Source organism: Guyparkeria sp. (assembly GCF_046540515.1).
In the GTDB taxonomy this organism is placed as follows: Bacteria; Pseudomonadota; Gammaproteobacteria; order Halothiobacillales; family Halothiobacillaceae; genus Guyparkeria.
Window position 1 is genome coordinate 1 of sequence record NZ_JBKHFB010000014.1, and the last position, 17,460, is coordinate 17,460.

Here is a 17,460-nt window from a genome sequence, read left to right on the forward strand (position 1 = left end):
GTGGCCGTTCACCCGGAAGACGAGCGTTACAGGCACCTGATCGGTCAGACGATCACCCTGCCGCTGGTCGGGCGCCAGATCCCGATCATCGGCGACGACTACGTCGACCCCGAGTTCGGTTCCGGCTGCGTGAAGATCACCCCGGCGCACGACTTCAACGATTACGCCATCGGCCAGCGCCACGATCTGCCGATGCTCAACGTGCTGACCGAAACCGCCGCCATCCGCGAGACGGCCGAATGCGTCGGCGAGGCGGCGGCAAGCACCGACCCGCACCTGCCCGAGCGCTACCGGGGGCTCGACCGCTACGAGGCGCGCCGCCAGATCGTGGCGGACCTCGAGGCCGAGGGCCTGCTGGTGCAGATCGACGAACACAAGTTGATGGTCCCGCGTGGCGATCGCAGCGGCACGGTGATCGAGCCGCTGCTGACCGACCAGTGGTTCGTCGATCTCACCCGCGACGAGACGGCCAAGGGCACGCCGGGCGGGAAGAAGGCGATTACCGAGCCTGCCATCGACGCGGTGCGCTCGGGCGACATCCGTTTCGTGCCCGGCAACTGGGAGAACACCTACTTCCAGTGGCTGGAGAACATCCAGGACTGGTGCATCAGCCGCCAGCTGTGGTGGGGCCACCGTATCCCGGCGTGGTTCGACGCGGACGGCAACCTGTTCGTCGGCCGCGACGAGGCCGAGGTGCGCGCGAAGTACGACATCGCCGCCGACGTGGCGCTGACCCAGGACGAGGACGTGCTCGACACCTGGTTCTCCTCGGCGCTGTGGCCGTTCTCCACGCTGGGCTGGCCGGAGCAGACCGCCGAGCTCGAACGCTTCTACCCCACCAGCGTGCTGGTCACGGGCTTCGACATCATCTTCTTCTGGGTCGCCCGGATGGTGATGATGGGCAAGTACTTCGGCGGCGACGTGCCGTTCCGCGAGGTCTATGTCCACGGGCTGGTGCGCGACGCCCACGGCCAGAAGATGTCCAAGTCCAAGGGCAACGTGCTCGACCCGATCGACATCATCGACGGCATCGACCTCGAGTCACTGGTGGAAAAGCGCACCACCGGCCTGATGCAGCCGAAGAAGGCCAGACAGATCGAGAAGCACACCCGCGAGGAGTTTCCCGCGGGGCTAGAGGCGCACGGCACCGACGCGCTGCGCTTCACCTTCGCCGCCCAGGCGACCACCGGGCGCGACATCAGCTTCGACCTCGAGCGGGTCAAGGGCTACCGCAACTTCTGCAACAAGCTCTGGAACGCCAGCCGCTTCGTGCTGATGCAGTGCGAGGGCGAAGACACGGGGCTGGGTGGCGAGCCGGTCACGCTGGGCACCGCCGACCGCTGGATCATCGGCGAGCTGCAGGCCTGCGAGGCCACGGTCACCCGGCACCTGGAGACCTATCGCTTCGATCTCGCCGCGCAAACGCTCTACGACTTCACCTGGAGCACCTACTGCGACTGGTACCTGGAGCTGACCAAGCCGGCGATCAAGCACGGCGACGAGGCCGCCCAGCGCGGTACCCGTCGCACCCTCGTGCGGGTACTCGAGACCCTGCTGCGCCTGCTCCACCCGTTCATCCCCTACATCACCGAGACCATCTGGCAGCGCGTCGCGCCGCTGGCCGGCACCAAGCAGGCGGCCGACGACAGCATCATGACCGCGCCGTTCCCGGTCGCCGACGAGTCGAAGATCGACGCCGAGGCCGGTCAGTCAATCGAGTGGCTGCAGGGCTTCATCCTCGGCGTGCGCCGGATTCGCGCCGAGATGGACATCCCGCCGGGCAAGCCGCTGCCGGTGCTGGTCACCGAGGCGAACGAGGCCGACCGGGCCCGCATCCGCGAGCTCGAGCCGCTGCTGACTACCGTCGCGCGGATCGAGTCGGTCGAGGAAATCGAGGGCGAGCTGCCGGAGACCGCCATGGCCCTGGTCGGCAAGATGCAGGTCCACATCCCGCTGGCCGGCCTGATCGACGTCGACGCGGAACTCGAACGCCTCAACAAGGCGGTCGAGGGCATCGAGAAGCAGATCGAGAAGGCACGCGGCAAGTTGTCCAACGCCAATTTCGTCGAGCGCGCCCCGGAGGCGGTGGTCGACCAGGAGCGCGAGCGACTGGCCGGGTTCGAGGCCGAGCTCGAGGAACTCGCCGCCCAGCGCGAACGGATCCGCCGCCTGGCCGACTGAGACCGCTTACCGGCCCTGTCGCGCCGCCTTGCGCGCCGCCCGCTCGTCGAACCGCTGCGGGCGCAGGGCCTCGGCCAGTTCCCGGGGCAACGGCGACGGGCTGCCCTCGATCCGCGAGGCGAGGAACTCGGCCAGCAAGGCCGACCAGGTCAACCCGCGCGCGCCGTGACCGGTGGACACCCACAACCCCTCGGCAAGCCGGCCGACGATCGGCAGGCGGTCCGGGGTGGTCGCGCGCAACGAGGCGCGTCCCTGCAGCGAGGCGGCCGACAGCCCCGCCGCCAGCGAAGGCGCGATCCCGACCAGCCGCTGTCGGTTTTCCTCCTGCTCGTCCTCCCGCACCTCGAGCGACTCGTCGCCGGGAAGGAAGCTCGCCCCGAACAGGCGCTCACCGCCCGGCAGGTCCAGGCAGTACCCCTCTCGCATCAGCGGACGCCCGCGCACGCCCGTCCCCGTACCGGCAGTCTCGGCAGACCGGGCCGGATTCCCCCAGCTGACCTGCCCGCGACAGGGCTCGATCCAGCGTGACAGGGGCAACACCAGGTCACCGGTGGCCGGCCCGGCGGCGACGACCAGCTCGGCATACGGCCCGTGACGCTCCCCCGACACGGTCCGCAGATACCACGCCCCGCCCCGCCCCTCGATGCCCGTCACCGGCGACTCGAGGCGCGAATCGACGCCGGGCGCCGCCAGCCAGCTGGCGACGACGGCCCGCGGCCGCAACCAGCCGGCGGACGGAAACCACCAGCCCGGCGAGTCGATGTCGCTCACCCCGCTCAGGGCCGCAAGATCGTCGGGCGGACACCACCGGGCGAACGCGGGCTCGGGCCGCAGCTCGGCGGCGATCCCGGCCTGACGGTCGGCGTGGCGCTCGCTGCGGGCGAGCTTGATCACCCCATCGAATGCCGCGGTCTGCCCGTCGACCAACGCGCCCAGTTCGGCGCGCATGAACCCCATCCCCGTCGCGGTCAGTTGCGACAGGCGGTTCCAGTCGCGACTGATGACCGGGGCGACCAGCCCCGCCGGATTGCCGGACCCACCGCCCGCCGGCTCGCTGCCCGACTCGAACACCATGACCTCACGACCGCGCCGGGATAGTGCCCGAGCGACCGTGGCCCCCGCCATGCCTGCCCCGAGCACCGCCACCGCACCCTGACTCGGGATGTCGTCATGGCCAGCCTGGGGAGCGGTGTCATCCGCACGACGCGCGACCAGCATGTCGCGCTTGCGGCCGAATCCCGGGCGCTTTTCGGTGGCGAAGCCCGCCGCGGCCAACGCCTCGCGCACCCGGCGGGCGGCGGAATAGGTCGCGGCAGTCGCCCCCGGCGCGGCACGATGCGCGAGTTGCTCGATCAACGCCTCCTGCCACAACTCGGGGTTGCGGTCGGGGGCGAAGCCGTCGAGATAGAAGGCATCGAACCGGCCCTCGATGCGCGGCAACTGCTCGGTGGCATCACCCCAGATCATCGTCAGCCGGATCCGTCCCCCGGCCAGAAACCGGCGGTGAAACCCCGGCACGGGATCGGGCCACTGCACATGCAGCGCGGATTGCAGGTCATGGAATCGTGCCTCGGCACCGGAGGCGAACCGGGGATGCCCCTCGAGCCATCGGTTCGCCAGCCGCCGTTGGGCCTGGGCCAGGCGCGGCAGGTCGTGTTCGGCGACGGGATGCTTTTCCAGGCTGACGAAGTCGAGCGACGTCTCGGGCGGGGCGAGCTCGAGGAACAGCAAGGCGGTGGCCAGGAAGTTCCGGCCGGTACCGAAGCCGGTTTCGAGGACGCGGGTGCCCTCGCCGGCGGAGAATCGGGCAGGCAGGTCGTTGCCGGACAGAAAGACGTGCTCGCTTTCGCCAAAGCCGCCGGCACGCGAGAAGTAGACGTCACCGAACGCCTCGCTGCGCGGAGTCTCGTCGTCGTTCCAGGTCAGCACGGCCGTCTCGAGCGGCCAGCCACTGGCCGGTACGTTCATTGCCGCTCGGGCAGCTGGGTGATCACGACGCGACGGCGATGCGGGTGGGTGCGGTGCTCCCACAGGAACACCCCCTGCCACGTGCCGAGCATCAGCCGGCCGTCGGCGACCGGAACGGAGAGCTCGTGGCCGGCCAGCAGGGTACGAAAGTGCGCTGCCATGTCGTCTGGGCCTTCGTCGTCGTGTCGATAGGCGGGGTCACCATCCGGTGCGGCGCGGCTGATCAACGTCTCGAGGTCGGTTCGGACCTCCGGCGAGACGTTCTCCGTCAGGATCAGCGATGCGCTGGTGTGCTGCAGGAACAGGTGGCACAGGCCACTGCCCGACAGCCCGGCCTGAACCTGGCTGGTGATGTTGACAAAGCCCCGTCCCGGGGTGCGGATTTCGATGACGTTCGGCATGCACCGCATTCTAGCCCATCGCCGCGAGCACCCGGGGTATAGTGGCGCTCGTCACGGGAAGAACGTATGCTCTACTCACCGCGGCACTGAGCGCCACTGTCGTCTTGGAGCATCACAACGGAATGATCACGCAACGCCGCTTCGCCCGTGTCGAAATTCCGCTTCCGGTACGCGTCCGCTGCCCGGAACGTTCCCTGCGTGGCACGATCCTGGATGTCTCGTTAAAGGGCGTCCTGATCGAGCTCGAACCGGGTGCCGGCCTGAGTGACGACTGCGTGGCCGGACCGCTTGATGTCCAGATCCTGTCCGACCCGGACCAGACCGTGCTGGTGGAACTGACCGCGCGCATCGTCCGTGAGCCTAGCCGCTGTGTCGCCCTTGCCTGGTCGAGCATCGAACTGGATGCCCTGACCCACCTGCGCGAGCTGTTGCAGGCCAACGGCGTGGAAGAACACCAGCTGTCACGCGAACTGTCCGAGCTCCTGGACGACTGAGACGCCTTGGCTTCGGCCAAACAACGGCCGGGAGCAGAACGATAAAGCGATCACACGCCCTTGCGGCGCAAACGACCGGAACCGACCATGTTCGATTACACCCACGACCGTGGCCAGGCCAGCGAGATCATGCGCATGGTCCTTTCGCAACTCGCCGAGCTCGGCCTGCCGCCCACCCCCGTCTACATCACGCTCTTCTACGAGCGCGCCCTCAAGCGCGACGCGAGCCTGACCAAGGACATGGACGACGCGATCAACAGCAGCAAGGGCCTGACGCAGGAGATCGCCCAGGATCTTTTCGACACCCACGTGCTCAATGGCGCGCTCAAGCAGATGACGCGCGCGCAGGACATCATGCTGCGCGTGATGCGCAACATGATGCTGCAGATGCTCAACACCGGGAACGAGTTCTCGAACTTCGCCTCGACCCTGGGCGACTTCGTCCGCCAGATCGATCGCAGCGAGTCGGTCGAGGCCCTGCGTGCTCTGACCGAGGAGGTCATGGAGGACACACGCCACATCGAGAAGAGCGCACTCGAGTCCTCCGACCAGATGAACAGCGCCGGCGACCAGATCGCCAAGCTGCGCAAGGAGCTGGAGACCGCCCGACGCGACGCGCGTACCGATCCGCTCACCGGCCTGCCGAACCGTCGCGGCCTCAACGACCTGCTACAGAAACAGATCACCGCCGCCTTGTCGGCCAGCGAGCCGGGGGCCTTCCTGCTGGCCGATATCGATCACTTCAAGCACATCAATGACAACTACGGGCACCTGGTGGGCGACAAGATCCTGCGATTCATCGCTCGGACGCTCAAGGAGCACGTCAAGGGCCAGGACCAGGTCCTGCGTTACGGTGGCGAGGAATTCGCCATCGTGCTGCCCGACACACCCACCGACGGGGCCATCGCCGTGGCCAACAAACTGCGCAACATCATTTCGCAGTCGAAGTTGCGCCTGGCCGAGAGCGGGCGCGAGCTCGGCGAGCTGACCATCTCGATCGGGCTGACCAACGTGATCGCGCAGGATTACGTCGACAGTGTCATCCAGCGCGCCGATGACGCCCTGCTGGCCGCCAAGCGCAAGGGGCGCGACCGGGTCATCCACAACCCCGCCGATCCCGATGCGACCGGCCCGGACACACTGATCGACGAGCAGAACAACACCACCATCTAGGTGTGATCTGCAGGATTCAGTGGCATCTCTGCGGGACCTCCCGAGGTCCAGATGCAAGACGCCTTCCGCCGTGAAGGGCCATCGCCCTGTACTAGATCGGCACCGCCACAGATGGGCCCCTGGCTGCCCGGCCCGGGTTGGCTTTGAGGGTCTTCCCGCCCTCCGCGTTGCCGCTCCTCGACGGGCAATGAGCCCTCCAACGGTCCGCCGTCTTGATTTGCGGGCAAACCCGCAAGCCGGTGACGCACCGAATCGCGTAGAGATTCCCTAGAACGCGTCCCGCACGTCCTCCTCGCTGCACAGGTCCTCGCGGTCAACCACCGTGCCCCGCTCGACGCGGTAAAGGGCCAGACAGTCGGTTTCCGTCACTAACGGCTCCGATACGCCCTCCTCGCGTATCAGCACCACAGGGTAATCCCGATCACGCAGACTCGGCAGCGCGAACAGGCGGCTGATCAGCCCCGGCATCCGGCTGATGTCGGAGAGGTAGACGATCTCGCCGTCGATCAGTTGTTCACCGACGACCGCCTCGACCACGGGCGACAACGTCTCGTCGGCCTGCTTGGAACGCGAAAACAGGATTGCCTCGGTGGAATGACCGGGCAGCTGGTGGGTCTTCCCGTGCTGATCATCGAGTTCCCAGTTCGGAAACGGGTCGCCTGCCCCGATGGCTGCCGGCTTGGCGGCCTCAGCCGCTACGACACTTGTCGTGAACAACGGTGCGGTGAGCAGTAACGTCGCGGCGAATGCCGCAAAGGGACGGGTTCGGGACATGGCGGTTTCTCCAAGCAAATCAGGAGAAACTTATATTACATCCATCACGCTTATGATTACATCAGCGCGTATCACGACTCGGCCTCGCGACGACCCTTGAGCGCCAGGCTCAGCGTGCTTGCATCGATGTACTCGAGCTCGCCACCCATGGGCACTCCCTGGGCCAGGCGCGTGACGCGTAGACCACGGGAACGGGCCAGCTCGCTGACGTAGCCGGCCGTCGCCTCGCCTTCGATCGTGGCGCTGGTGGCAAGGATCACCTCCTCGATGCCCGGCCGATCGAGGCGCTCGGCCAGTTGATCGAGCCTGAGTTCGTCCGGGCCGATCCCGTCGAGCGGCGAAAGCCGGCCAAGCAACAGGAAGTAGCGTCCCTGGTAGGCACCGGAAGACTCGATCGCGATCCAGTCGGCCGGTGACTCGACCACGCACAGCAGGCTGTCGTCCCGCTGGTCGTCGGCACAGATCGGGCAGATCTCGCCCTCGGTGAACACCCGGCAGGAACGGCAATGCCCCAGCTTCTCGAGCGCCTCGCCGATTGCCTCGGCCAGTCGCCCCGCACCGGAGCGGTCGCGCTCGAGCAGATGCAGCGCCATGCGCTGGGCGGTCTTCTGACCCACGGTGGGCAGGCAACGCAGGGCGTCGATCAATTGCTGGAAACTGGGCGAGAATTGCACGAATTACGTCTCCCGAACGAGAAACGCCCGACCCGGGGCGGATCGGGCGGCAGGACAGCTGCAGCCGATTCAGAACGGCATCTTGAAGCCCGGCGGAAGGTTCATGCCGGCGGTCATGCCGGACATCTTCTCCTGCTGCTCCTGTTCGATGCGCCGGGCGGCATCGTTGATCGCCGCGGCGATCAGGTCCTCGAGCATGTCCTTGTCGTCTTCGAAAAGACTCGGATCGATCGAGACGCGGCGTGCCTCGTGCTTGCCGGTCATGGTCACCTTGACCAACCCGCCACCGGACTGCCCCTCGACCTCCATCTTGGCGACTTCTTCCTGCATGCGCTGCATGTTCTCCTGCATCGCCTGCGCCTGCTTCATCAGGTTGCCGATTCCACCTTTCATCTGCGGATGTCTCCTGCTGGCTAACGTTCGTTGATTGCACCGTGATCACCCAGCGGGCGCACGGATTCTTGGATCAGTTCGGCCCCGGCACGCTCGGACAGGACCTGTGCCGCCGGATGCTCGCGTAGCGATGCCACACGCGCCTCGCGCGCAGCCCGCTCGTTGCGTTCACGCACCTCGGCCGGCGTCTCAAACGCGGGGGACGACGGTGGGGCCGGTTGCCCGGTTTGCCCGGCGTGCGCTGAGCGCTCGGATGACGCCATTGACTCCTCCGGCCCGGCCGGCGCGGTCTGGCCCGCAGGGGCGACGGGGGCGGACACGGCGGAGGACTCTCCCACCACGAAACGCACCGGCTGGTTCACGCCCAACCGTTCCAGTTGCGCGACCAGTCGCTCCTGCGTCGCCTTGGAAGCCATGGAGCGAAAGCCCGGGTCGATCACCAGTACCACCGAATCATCCTCGTTGGTCGCGTGACAGCGTTCGGCCAGGCTGCGCGCCGGCATGGAAAGCTGGCCGACGATCTCGAACCAGTTCTCCGGGGTGATCAGGCGTCCGCCACCTTGCCCCATGGTCGGTGCCGTGGAGCCGGCCGCGTTCTGACCAGCCGTCGAGTCGTCCGCCCGCCGGTCCGCCGGCGACGAGTTGCCCACCGGGGCGTCGACGGCCTCCTCGACCACGTAGGTGGCCGGGGGGTGATCCGAGACGGTGGGTGGCATCTGCGCTGGCTGCGGCGTGGCGGTGTCTGGCGCCGCAGGCCGCGCCTTGGCGGACTCCGACGTGACCACCGACGACGCCCGACCGGCCTCGGTGGCCGACGCGCCATCGTCCGTACGAGCAACTGGCGACAGACCGGGCTCGAAGGCAAGCATGCGCAACAGGGTCATTTCCAGCCCGACCCGTGGCGACGGTGCCCAACCGATATCACGACGCCCCGACAGCGCGATCTGGTACCAGAGCTGCAGGGTGGCCGCATCGACGTTCAAGGTCGCGGTATCGTCGGGACGCCATTGCGCCAGCGCGGACTGGTGCACGGCCTCGGCCAGCTCGGCCAGCAGGCGCGCAGGGTCCACCGATCGTTCCAACGCCTGGTCGACCAGCGCGAACACACCTTCGGCATCTCCCGCGGCGAGACGCTCGAGCAGACCGTGAAGCAGGCGCCGGTCGGTGACGCCGAGCATGTCGGCGACCACCTCGGTCTCGAGACGGCCGTCGCAGAAACCGATCGCCTGGTCGACCAGGCTCAACGCATCGCGCATCGAGCCGTTGGCCGCCTCACCGACCAGCCGCAGGGCCTCCGGGTCGGCCTCCAGCCCCTCGCGTTCGAGGATGTCGGCAAGATAGGTCTGGATGTGTGCCTGGGGCAGCGCGCGCAGGTTGAACTGCAGGCAGCGTGAAAGCACCGTTACCGGCAGCTTGTGCGGATCGGTGGTCGCCAGCAGGAACTTGACGTGCTCCGGGGGCTCCTCGAGCGTCTTCAACAGGGCGTTGAAGCTCGCCTGCGAGAACATGTGCACTTCGTCGATCAGGTAGATCTTGAAGCGGCCCTTGACCGGCAGGTAGACGACGTTTTCCAGCAGCTCGCGGGTGTCGTCGACCTTGGTGCGGGAGGCGGCATCGACCTCAATCAGGTCGACGAAGCGACCCGAGTCGATCTCGCGGCAGGCCGCACACTCGCCACAGGGGCGGCTGGAGACGCCGCGCTCGCAGTTCAGCGCCTTGGCGAAGATGCGGGCGACCGTCGTCTTGCCCACGCCGCGGGTGCCGGTGAACAGGTAGGCGTGGTGGAGACGATCACGATCCAGCGCGTTGGTGAGTGCCTGGAGCACGTGACCCTGGCCGACCATCTCGTCGAAAGCCCGGGGTCGCCACTTGCGTGCCAGTACCAGATAACTCATAGCGCGGGATCCAATTGGGTGGCACCCTGCATCCGCCGGTCTCCGGCGCCCGGATCGACCGCTACCGTTGCTCCCTTCCGGGCCTGGCGGGATTCACGGAGATCCGTCGCGAAGGGACGAACACAGGGCACCATTGGGTGGCGTCAAGGCCGGCCTGTTGCTGGCCAGAACGCGAGCGAAGAATAACACGCAGGCCGACGTGAAAACAGGCCGCCTCCCACATCAACCCTGGGCAAGGATCTCGTCGAGTGCGGCAAGCAGGGCCGCGTTCTGCCCGTCGCTGCCGATGGTGATCCGCAGGTGATCACCGATCCTCGGGCGCACGAAATGGCGCACGATCACGCGCCGCTCCCGCAACGCGTCGGCCAGCTCGGCCCCGCCATGCCGGGCGTGACGCGCCAGCACGAAGTTCGCCGCCGACGGCAGCACCTCGAACCCGCGCGCCTCGAGGTCCGCGGTCAGTCGCTCACGCATACGGATGATCGCGTCGCGCGTCTGCACGAAATAGGCCTCGTCCTCGTAGGCGGCGATCGCCCCGGCGCTCGCCAGCCGATCGACCGGGTAGGAATTGAAGCTGTCCTTGACCCGCGTCAAACCCTCGATGAGCCCGGTATCGCCGATGGCGAAGCCCAGTCGCAACCCGGCCAGCGAACGCGACTTCGACAGGGTCTGGGTGACCAGCAGGTTCGGATAGCTGCCGGTGAGCCCGATCGCCGTCTCGCCGCCGAAATCGACATAGGCCTCGTCGATCACCACCGCGCACTCGGCAAAATGCGCCACCAGGCGCTCGACCTGGTCGATGGACAGCAGTCGCCCGGTGGGGGCGTTCGGATTGGGCAGGATCACCCCGCCCACGCTGGTCGGATCGATCGCCAGCATCGCCTCGACGTCCACGGCCAGTTCGTCATCCAGCGCGACGGTACGCGGCTCGATGCCGAACAGGCGGCAATAGACGGGGTAGAACGAGTAGGTGATGTCCGGGAAGACCACCGGCCGACCACGCTGGAACAGCGCGCGGAACAGGAAACCCAGCACCTCGTCCGAGCCGTTGCCGACGAACACCTGATCGGCGGTGACGCCGTGATACTCGGCCAGGCACTCGCGCAGCGCGAGACTGGTGGGGTCCGGATAGAGCCGCAGGCCGGCGTCGGCCGCCTCCCGGATCGCCTCGATCACCCGCGGCGACGGGGGAAACGGGTTCTCGTTGGTGTTGAGCTTGACCAGGTCGTCGATCTTGGGCTGCTCGCCCGGGACGTAGGGCGACAGCTCGCCCAGGTCGTTCGACCAGAACCGGTTCGTCGCATCGGCCATGATTCAGCCCTCGGAGTCGACCCGGTAACGGGCGGATTGCGCGTGGGCCTCCAGCCCCTCGGCCCGGGCGAGCCGGTCGGCCACGCGACCCAGCTCCGCCGCGCCCTGGGCCGAGCAGTGAATGACGCTCGAGCGCTTCTGGAAGTCGTAGACCCCCAGCGGCGAGGAGAACCGCGCCGTCCCGGATGTCGGCAGGACGTGGTTGGGACCCGCGCAGTAATCGCCCAGGGCCTCGGCGGTGTAGCGGCCGACGAAGATGGCCCCAGCGTTGCGGATCTCGCCCAGGCGTTCCTCGGCGCCCTCGAACGAGAGCTCGAGGTGTTCGGGGGCGATGCGGTTGACCAGTTCGATGGCGTGATCGATGTCGGCCACCTCGATCAGTGCCCCGCGGGTTTCCAGCGCCTTGGCGATGATCTCGGCGCGCGGCTGCTCGGGCAGCAGGCGTTCGATCGAGGCGGTGACCGTGTCGAGGAAATCCGGGTCGTGGGCGAGCAGGATGGCCTGGGCCTGCTCGTCGTGCTCGGCCTGGGAAAACAGATCCATCGCGATCCAGTCCGGATCGGTGTGCCCGTCGCAGACGATCAGGATTTCCGACGGCCCGGCGATCATGTCGATGCCGACCCGGCCGAAGACCTCGCGCTTGGCAGCCGCGACGAAGATGTTGCCCGGGCCGACGATCTTGTCGACCGCGGGAATCGTCTCGGTGCCATAGGCCAGCGCCCCGACCGCCTGCGCCCCGCCCACGGTGAACACCCGGTCCACACCGGCGATGCGGGCGGCGGCCAGCACGGTGTCGTTGACCACCCCGTCGGGCGTCGGCACGACCATGACCACCTGCTCGACCCCGGCGACCTTGGCCGGGATGGCGTTCATCAGCACCGACGAGGGGTACGCCGCCTTGCCGCCGGGCACGTACAGTCCCACGCGGTCGAGCGGCGTGACCTGCTGGCCCAGCACGTTGCCGTTGGCCTCGGTGTAGCTCCAGCTCTCGCCCTTCTGCCGCTCGGCGTAGGCGCGCAGCCTCTCGGCGGCCAGCTCGAGTGCCTCGCGCACCTCGCCGGAGATCGCCGCGAGCGCGGCATCGAGCCGATCGGCCGACAGTTCCAGCTCGTCGGCCGAGGCCACGTCCAGGCGGTCAAGCCGGCGCGTGTGCTCCACCACCGCCGCGTCACCGCGCCTGCGCACGTCGGCGAGGATGTCACGCACGATGGTCTCGACGCGATCGTCGGCCACGCCGGACCAGTCCAGCAGCTCGTCGAGCTGGCGATCGAAACCCGCGGCGCGGGCGTTCATGCGACGGATCATCACTTGCCCTCCAGGTACTGCTCCACTCGCTCGACGAAATCGCTCACCCGGGCGTGCTTGAGCTTCTGCGCCGCGCGGTTGACGATCAGCCGCGAGGAGATCTCGGCGATGTGCTCGAGCGGCTCGAGCCCGTTGGCGCGCAGGGTGTTGCCGGTATCGACCACGTCGACGATGCAGTCGCCGAGATCGACCAGCGGGGCGAGCTCCATCGAGCCGTACAGCTTGATCAGTTCGATCTGCCGGCCGCGGTCGGCGAAATACGATTCCGCCGAGCGGGTGTACTTGGTCGCCACGCGAATCCGACCGGCCCGGTCGAGTGCGCCCGGCTTGCCGGCGACCATCAGCTTGCACTGGGCGATCCGGAGATCGACCAGCTCGAACAGGCCCTCGCCGCCGTGCTCCATCAGCACGTCCTTGCCGGCCACGCCGATATCGGCGGCGCCATGCTGGACGTAGGTGGGCACGTCCGAGGCGCGCAGGATCAGCAGGCGCACGCTCGGATCGCTGGTCTCGAGGATCAGCTTGCGGCTCGTGTCCGGGTCCTCGAGCGGCTCGATGCCCACGGAGGCCAGCAGCGGCAGGGTTTCCTTGAAGATGCGCCCCTTGGAGAGCGCGACGACGATCTGGTCGGATTGGGACATGGCGATCAGCTCGTGATCCGTTGGATATTGGCGCCGAGGCGGGAGAGCTTCTCCTCGATGGACTCGTAGCCCCGGTCGATGTGATAGATGCGATTGACCAGCGTCTCGCCGCGGGCGACCAGGCCGGCAAGCACCAGGCTGGCCGAGGCGCGCAGGTCGGTGGCCATGATAGGCGCGCCCGACAGGGCCTCCACGCCGCGAATCACCGCGGTGTTGCCCTCGATGTGGATGTCCGCGCCCATGCGCTGGATTTCCTGCACGTGCATGAAGCGGTTCTCGAAGATGGTCTCGACCACCGTCGAGGTGCCCTCGGCGACCGCGTTCATGGCGACGAACTGCGCCTGCATGTCGGTGGGGAAACCCGGGTGCGGCGCGGTGCGGATGTCGACCGCCCTGGGCCGACGGCCGTGCATGTCGAGCCGGATCCAGTCCTCGCCGACCTCGATCTCGGCACCGGCCTTTTCCAGCTTGGCGAGCACCGCGTCGAGCAGTTCCGGGCGCGTGTCGCGCACCAGGATGCGCCCTCGGGTCATTGCCGCGGCGACCAGATAGGTGCCGGTCTCGATGCGATCCGGCAGCACGCGGTAGCGCACGCCCTGCAGGCGCTCGACCCCGTGGATGCGGATCACGTCGCTGCCCGCGCCGCGCACGTCCGCGCCCATGGCGTTGAGGAAGTTGGCAAGGTCGACCACCTCCGGTTCACGCGCCGCGTTTTCCAGCACCGTCTCGCCCTTGGCGAACACGGCGGCCATCATCAGGTTCTCGGTGCCGGTGACGGTGACCTGGTCGAGGACGATGCGCGCCCCGACCAGCTGCTCGGCGGCGGTCTCGATGTAGCCACCCTCGACGCGCACGTCGGCGCCCAGCGCCTCCAGCCCCCGAAGGTGGATATCCACCGGGCGGGTGCCGATGGCGCAACCGCCCGGCAGGGAGACGCGTGCCTTCTTGAATCGGGCCAGCATCGGGCCGAGCGTGAGGATCGAGGCGCGCATGGTACGCACGAGATCGTAGGGCGCCTCGAGGGTGTCGACGGTGGTGGTGTCGACCTCGACACTCATCTGGTCGCCGACGGTCAGGGTCGCGCCCATCCGCCCGAGCAGTTCCATGGTGGTGGTCACGTCCTGCAGATGCGGGACGTTCTCGATGGTCACCGGCGAATCGGCCAGAAGCGAGGCGGCCATCATCGGCAGCACCGCGTTCTTCGCGCCGGAGATGCGAATCTCGCCGTCGAGCGGCGTGCCGCCGCGGATCAGGAGCTTGTTCATGAAATCGGATCGGGTCTCGGGCCGTGGGCTAATCCAGGCCGGTCTCGAGCGGCATCAGGCCCTCGAGACCGTAGACGGCCATCATCTGGCGCATGGCCTGGGGCGCGTGAGTGTATCGCAGACGGATGCCTTTTGCCTCGGCCCGGGACTGAAGCGCAGCCAGCCAGGCAAGTCCGGCGGTGTCGATGCGCTTGACCTGCCCGAGATGGACATCGACCTCGGGACCGACCACGTCCGCCGGCAGATGGGCTGGATCCCGATCCAGCCCGGCACGCAACAGGTTCCCGCCGAGGCGAATCACGCCCGGATCGACCCGCAACGTCCAGCCGCGTTCAGCGCCGGCCGTCTTCATTCTGCTCTCGCAGGGTCCGGATCAACCCGTCGATCCCGTCGCGCTGGATCTTCTGGGCGAAGCTGCCGCGGTAGTTGTTCACCAGGCTGATGCCGTCGACCACCACGTCGTAGGACTTCCACTCGCCGTCGACCGGGGCCATGCGGTAGGCCACCGGGACGGTGCCCAGATCACCGCCGGACACCTCGGATTCGACCAGCAGTTCGTCGTCCGCCCCGCCCGGGCTCGTGCCGACGATCTCGATTTTCTGATCACCCAGTTCCGAGAGGGGCCCGGCATAGGTACGCACCAGGAGCCGCTGGAATTCCTTGGTGAACTCGGCGCGCTGGGTGGCACTCGCCTGCCGGTAGTAGCGGCCCAGCACCAGGCGGGTCATGCGCTCGGCATCCACGTGCGGGAGCAATCGCCGGTCAACGATGGCCAGCAGCGCCTCGGGATCGGCCTCGACCGCCTCCTGGCTTTCGCGGATCTCCGTGATGACGGCCTCGGCGGTGGACTCGACCAGCTCGCGGGCCTCGCCCTCGGTCGGCCCCTCGGCACGAGCGGAAAGACTCAGGCTGGCCAGCAGCAGGCCGAGCAGGCCCAGACCGGGCAACGAGGAACGGGAATGACGGAAATACGGGGCCAATGCAATGCTCATCAAGGTCTCTCGATCGTGTTTGTTGTGCTGGTCGAGGCCGCAACCGCCGTGCGGGACGCGGGCGCGAAGGGTCGCCCCACCCCTTTGTCGCAGAGCCGGACGTTGACGGCGGGATCCCCGGGGTCGCGTGGGTCTACTGCGGGTAGTCCCCGGTGGCGATCGCCAGTTGCGCCACGCTCATGTTGTAGTCGTTGATCGCGCGGAAGTAGTCGGCCTGGGCCTCGGTATTGGCCTTGACCGCCTGGGAAAGTTCCTCGCCACCCACCAGTCCGGCCTGGTAATCCATGAAGGTCGACACCATCCACTTGCGGGTGTTTTCCTTCGAGCCGGAGAGCGCCTCGATCTGCCGGTCGAGCCCGTGGGCCGTGTGATAGGCCTCGGCCACCTGGAACGGGATCCCCTGACGGGCGAGCTGCGCCTTGGCGACCACGCCCTGCAACTGGGCCTCGGCATCACTGACGTTCGCGCGCATCACGCCGGGGTTGAAATCCCACTGCAAGCCGAGCACCGGGGCGGCGTAGGCCTGGTTGAGCGGCTCGTTGATGTAGGGGTTGTTCAGACGGTCGCGACCGGGGGTGTAGGTCGCACCGGCCACCACACCGGCATACAGGTTGGGGTAGCGCTCGCTCTTGCGCGCGGCGACGTAGTTGCGCATGGCCGCCTGGCCATGCTCCGCCATCGCCATCTCGGGACGCTTCGACAGCGCCCGGTCCGCCAGCTCCTGCAGGTCGCCTTGCGGGAACTCGATCGGCTCGATCCGCGGGTCGGCCACCTCGAGGCTCGAATGGATCGACACGCCGACGATGGTCTTCAGGCCGTCGATGGCGATGGACTCGACGCTGCCGGCCTCGGCCAGGTAACGATCCAGCTGGCCCACGCCGCTCTCCAGTGCATACAGCTGGCTCATCGGCACCTCGCCGGCCTCGGCATCCGCGCGCATGTCCTTGCGGGCCTTGTCGACCTGTCGCTTGACGCCCTCGAGCATCCGGCGCGTGTCGCGGGCGGCAAGGTAGCCCCAGTAGGCGCGGCGCACGGTCAGCCAGGTCTCGCCCCGAGCCAGCGCCACCTCGGAGGCCTTGACGTCGCGATTGAGCCGCGCGGCATTGCCGTAGTTCTCCAGCTTGCCGAAGGTGTAGAGCGGCTGGATGATCGAGGCGGTCAAGCCCGTGGTGACGGTGAAGCCCTCGTCGAGCTCGTTGCCGTCGTCACGCAGGGTGCACCCCCCGTCCGGGCAGGTGTTGGTGCCGTTGGTGAAGATACCGTCCTCGGCCTTTGGCGCCAGGGCCATGAACAGGTTGGACGAGACGCGCGGTCCGCCCTCGCCCTTGACCCGCTCGATCAGCGCCTGGGCGCGGGCGACATTGGCACGCTGCTCCTCGATACGCGGATCGGCATGCAGGGCCATCTCGGTGGCCTGCTCCAGGGTGATCGGTTCGCTCGGGGCCGTCTCCGCCCGCAGGGGGCCGGCCGCGACGATCGCCGTGGCGACCAACAGCGCGCCCGTCCGCTCGATGATTCCGTTACGCTTCTTCATTCTTTTGCCTTGTCGAACAGGAACTTGGATACCACGCTTTCGAGGATGATCGCCGACTGGGTCATCGTGATCCGGTCGCCGTCCTCGAGCGATTCGAGTGCACCGCCGGGCGAGATCTCGACGTATTGCGCCCCGAGCAGCCCGGCAGTGTAGATGTTGGCGAAGGAATCCGTCGGCAGGTTGTCGTACTGGTCGTCGATCACCATGCGCACCTCCGCCTGGAAGGTCTCCGGGTGAATCTCGATCGAATCCACCCGACCGATGGTCAGGCCGGCCAGCTTGACCGGCGACTGCACCGACAACCCGCCGACGTTGTCGAAGCGGGCCGTGATCTCGTAGCCGCTCACGCGACTGGTGCCGAAGTTGCTCCACTGTAACGCCATCACCATCAGCGCGGCGATCCCGGCGAGCACGAACAGCCCCACCACCAGCTCCACTCCGCGTTGCACATTCATTCCA

At 67.6% G+C, this 17,460-nt stretch carries 17 protein-coding genes and 1 other RNA gene; 3 read left to right on the forward strand and 15 right to left on the reverse strand.

What is annotated here, in order from left to right:
* The coding region (locus tag ACLFRM_RS03115; RefSeq protein ID WP_410754252.1) for a valine--tRNA ligase at nt 1-2,181 on the forward strand (2,181 nt) is incomplete at its 5' end.
* A gap of 6 nt (nt 2,182-2,187) precedes the next feature.
* On the opposite strand, the gene mnmC is transcribed toward ACLFRM_RS03115, so the two are convergent.
* Together mnmC and ACLFRM_RS03125 are read right to left on the reverse strand one after the other, a co-directional pair.
* Nucleotides 2,188-4,149 carry an FAD-dependent 5-carboxymethylaminomethyl-2-thiouridine(34) oxidoreductase MnmC gene (gene mnmC / locus ACLFRM_RS03120; RefSeq protein WP_410754253.1) on the reverse strand — a complete coding sequence of 654 codons (1,962 nt, stop codon included), beginning with the start codon at nt 4,147-4,149 and terminating at the stop codon, nt 2,188-2,190.
* A complete protein-coding gene (locus tag ACLFRM_RS03125) occupies nt 4,146-4,550 on the reverse strand; it encodes a secondary thiamine-phosphate synthase enzyme YjbQ (protein ID WP_410754254.1) in 405 nt (134 codons plus the stop codon). Before ACLFRM_RS03125 ends, mnmC begins: the two co-directional genes overlap by 4 nt.
* A gap of 122 nt (nt 4,551-4,672) precedes the next feature.
* Between ACLFRM_RS03125 and ACLFRM_RS03130 the strand changes: the two genes are divergently transcribed.
* Together ACLFRM_RS03130 and ACLFRM_RS03135 are read left to right on the forward strand one after the other, a co-directional pair.
* Complete coding sequence (locus ACLFRM_RS03130; RefSeq protein ID WP_410754255.1) at nt 4,673-5,044, forward strand: PilZ domain-containing protein; 372 nt, start codon at nt 4,673-4,675, stop codon at nt 5,042-5,044.
* Nucleotides 5,045-5,131: 87 nt separating this feature from the next.
* Nucleotides 5,132-6,217, forward strand: a complete 1,086-nt coding sequence (locus tag ACLFRM_RS03135) for a GGDEF domain-containing protein (RefSeq protein ID WP_410754256.1) — start codon at nt 5,132-5,134, stop codon at nt 6,215-6,217.
* Nucleotides 6,218-6,484: 267 nt separating this feature from the next.
* On the opposite strand, the gene ACLFRM_RS03140 is transcribed toward ACLFRM_RS03135, so the two are convergent.
* The 13 genes from ACLFRM_RS03140 to mlaD all read right to left on the reverse strand — a co-directional run bounded on the left by ACLFRM_RS03140 (nt 6,485) and on the right by mlaD (nt 17,456).
* Nucleotides 6,485-6,991, reverse strand: a complete 507-nt coding sequence (locus tag ACLFRM_RS03140) for a hypothetical protein (RefSeq protein WP_410754257.1) — start codon at nt 6,989-6,991, stop codon at nt 6,485-6,487.
* 71 nt (nt 6,992-7,062) lie between these two features.
* Nucleotides 7,063-7,665, reverse strand: a complete 603-nt coding sequence (gene recR, locus ACLFRM_RS03145) for a recombination mediator RecR (RefSeq protein WP_410754258.1) — start codon at nt 7,663-7,665, stop codon at nt 7,063-7,065.
* 69 nt (nt 7,666-7,734) lie between these two features.
* Nucleotides 7,735-8,058, reverse strand: coding sequence for a YbaB/EbfC family nucleoid-associated protein (locus ACLFRM_RS03150; protein WP_410754259.1), 324 nt, complete (start codon nt 8,056-8,058; stop codon nt 7,735-7,737).
* 20 nt (nt 8,059-8,078) lie between these two features.
* Nucleotides 8,079-9,953 (reverse strand): DNA polymerase III subunit gamma/tau, encoded by a 1,875-nt coding sequence (gene dnaX / locus ACLFRM_RS03155; RefSeq protein ID WP_410754260.1) that lies wholly within the window; start codon nt 9,951-9,953, stop codon nt 8,079-8,081.
* A 26-nt stretch (nt 9,954-9,979) separates the two neighbouring features.
* Nucleotides 9,980-10,076, reverse strand: an RNA gene (gene ffs, locus ACLFRM_RS03160) — signal recognition particle sRNA small type.
* 99 nt (nt 10,077-10,175) lie between these two features.
* Nucleotides 10,176-11,264 carry a histidinol-phosphate transaminase gene (gene hisC / locus ACLFRM_RS03165; protein ID WP_410754261.1) on the reverse strand — a complete coding sequence of 363 codons (1,089 nt, stop codon included), beginning with the start codon at nt 11,262-11,264 and terminating at the stop codon, nt 10,176-10,178.
* 3 nt (nt 11,265-11,267) lie between these two features.
* Nucleotides 11,268-12,569: a histidinol dehydrogenase gene (gene hisD / locus ACLFRM_RS03170; RefSeq protein ID WP_410754262.1), complete on the reverse strand. Its 1,302-nt coding sequence runs from the start codon at nt 12,567-12,569 to the stop codon at nt 11,268-11,270.
* Nucleotides 12,569-13,210 (reverse strand): ATP phosphoribosyltransferase, encoded by a 642-nt coding sequence (hisG, locus tag ACLFRM_RS03175; RefSeq protein WP_410754263.1) that lies wholly within the window; start codon nt 13,208-13,210, stop codon nt 12,569-12,571. Before hisG ends, hisD begins: the two co-directional genes overlap by 1 nt.
* A gap of 5 nt (nt 13,211-13,215) precedes the next feature.
* On the reverse strand, nt 13,216-14,475 hold the full coding sequence (murA, locus tag ACLFRM_RS03180; RefSeq protein WP_410754264.1) for a UDP-N-acetylglucosamine 1-carboxyvinyltransferase: 1,260 nt from the start codon (nt 14,473-14,475) through the stop codon (nt 13,216-13,218).
* Between the two features lie 28 nt (nt 14,476-14,503).
* Entirely contained in the window at nt 14,504-14,827 is a 324-nt protein-coding gene (locus tag ACLFRM_RS03185; RefSeq protein ID WP_410754265.1) for a lipid asymmetry maintenance protein MlaB, read from the reverse strand.
* A complete protein-coding gene (locus ACLFRM_RS03190; protein WP_410754266.1) occupies nt 14,808-15,467 on the reverse strand; it encodes a phospholipid-binding protein MlaC in 660 nt (219 codons plus the stop codon). The genes ACLFRM_RS03185 and ACLFRM_RS03190 overlap by 20 nt, the downstream gene beginning before the upstream one ends.
* Nucleotides 15,468-15,600: 133 nt before the next feature.
* A complete protein-coding gene (locus tag ACLFRM_RS03195) occupies nt 15,601-17,001 on the reverse strand; it encodes a TolC family protein (protein WP_410754267.1) in 1,401 nt (466 codons plus the stop codon).
* Nucleotides 16,998-17,456, reverse strand: a complete 459-nt coding sequence (mlaD, locus tag ACLFRM_RS03200; protein WP_410754268.1) for an outer membrane lipid asymmetry maintenance protein MlaD — start codon at nt 17,454-17,456, stop codon at nt 16,998-17,000. The genes ACLFRM_RS03195 and mlaD overlap by 4 nt, the downstream gene beginning before the upstream one ends.
* Nucleotides 17,457-17,460: the final 4 nt, after the last annotated feature.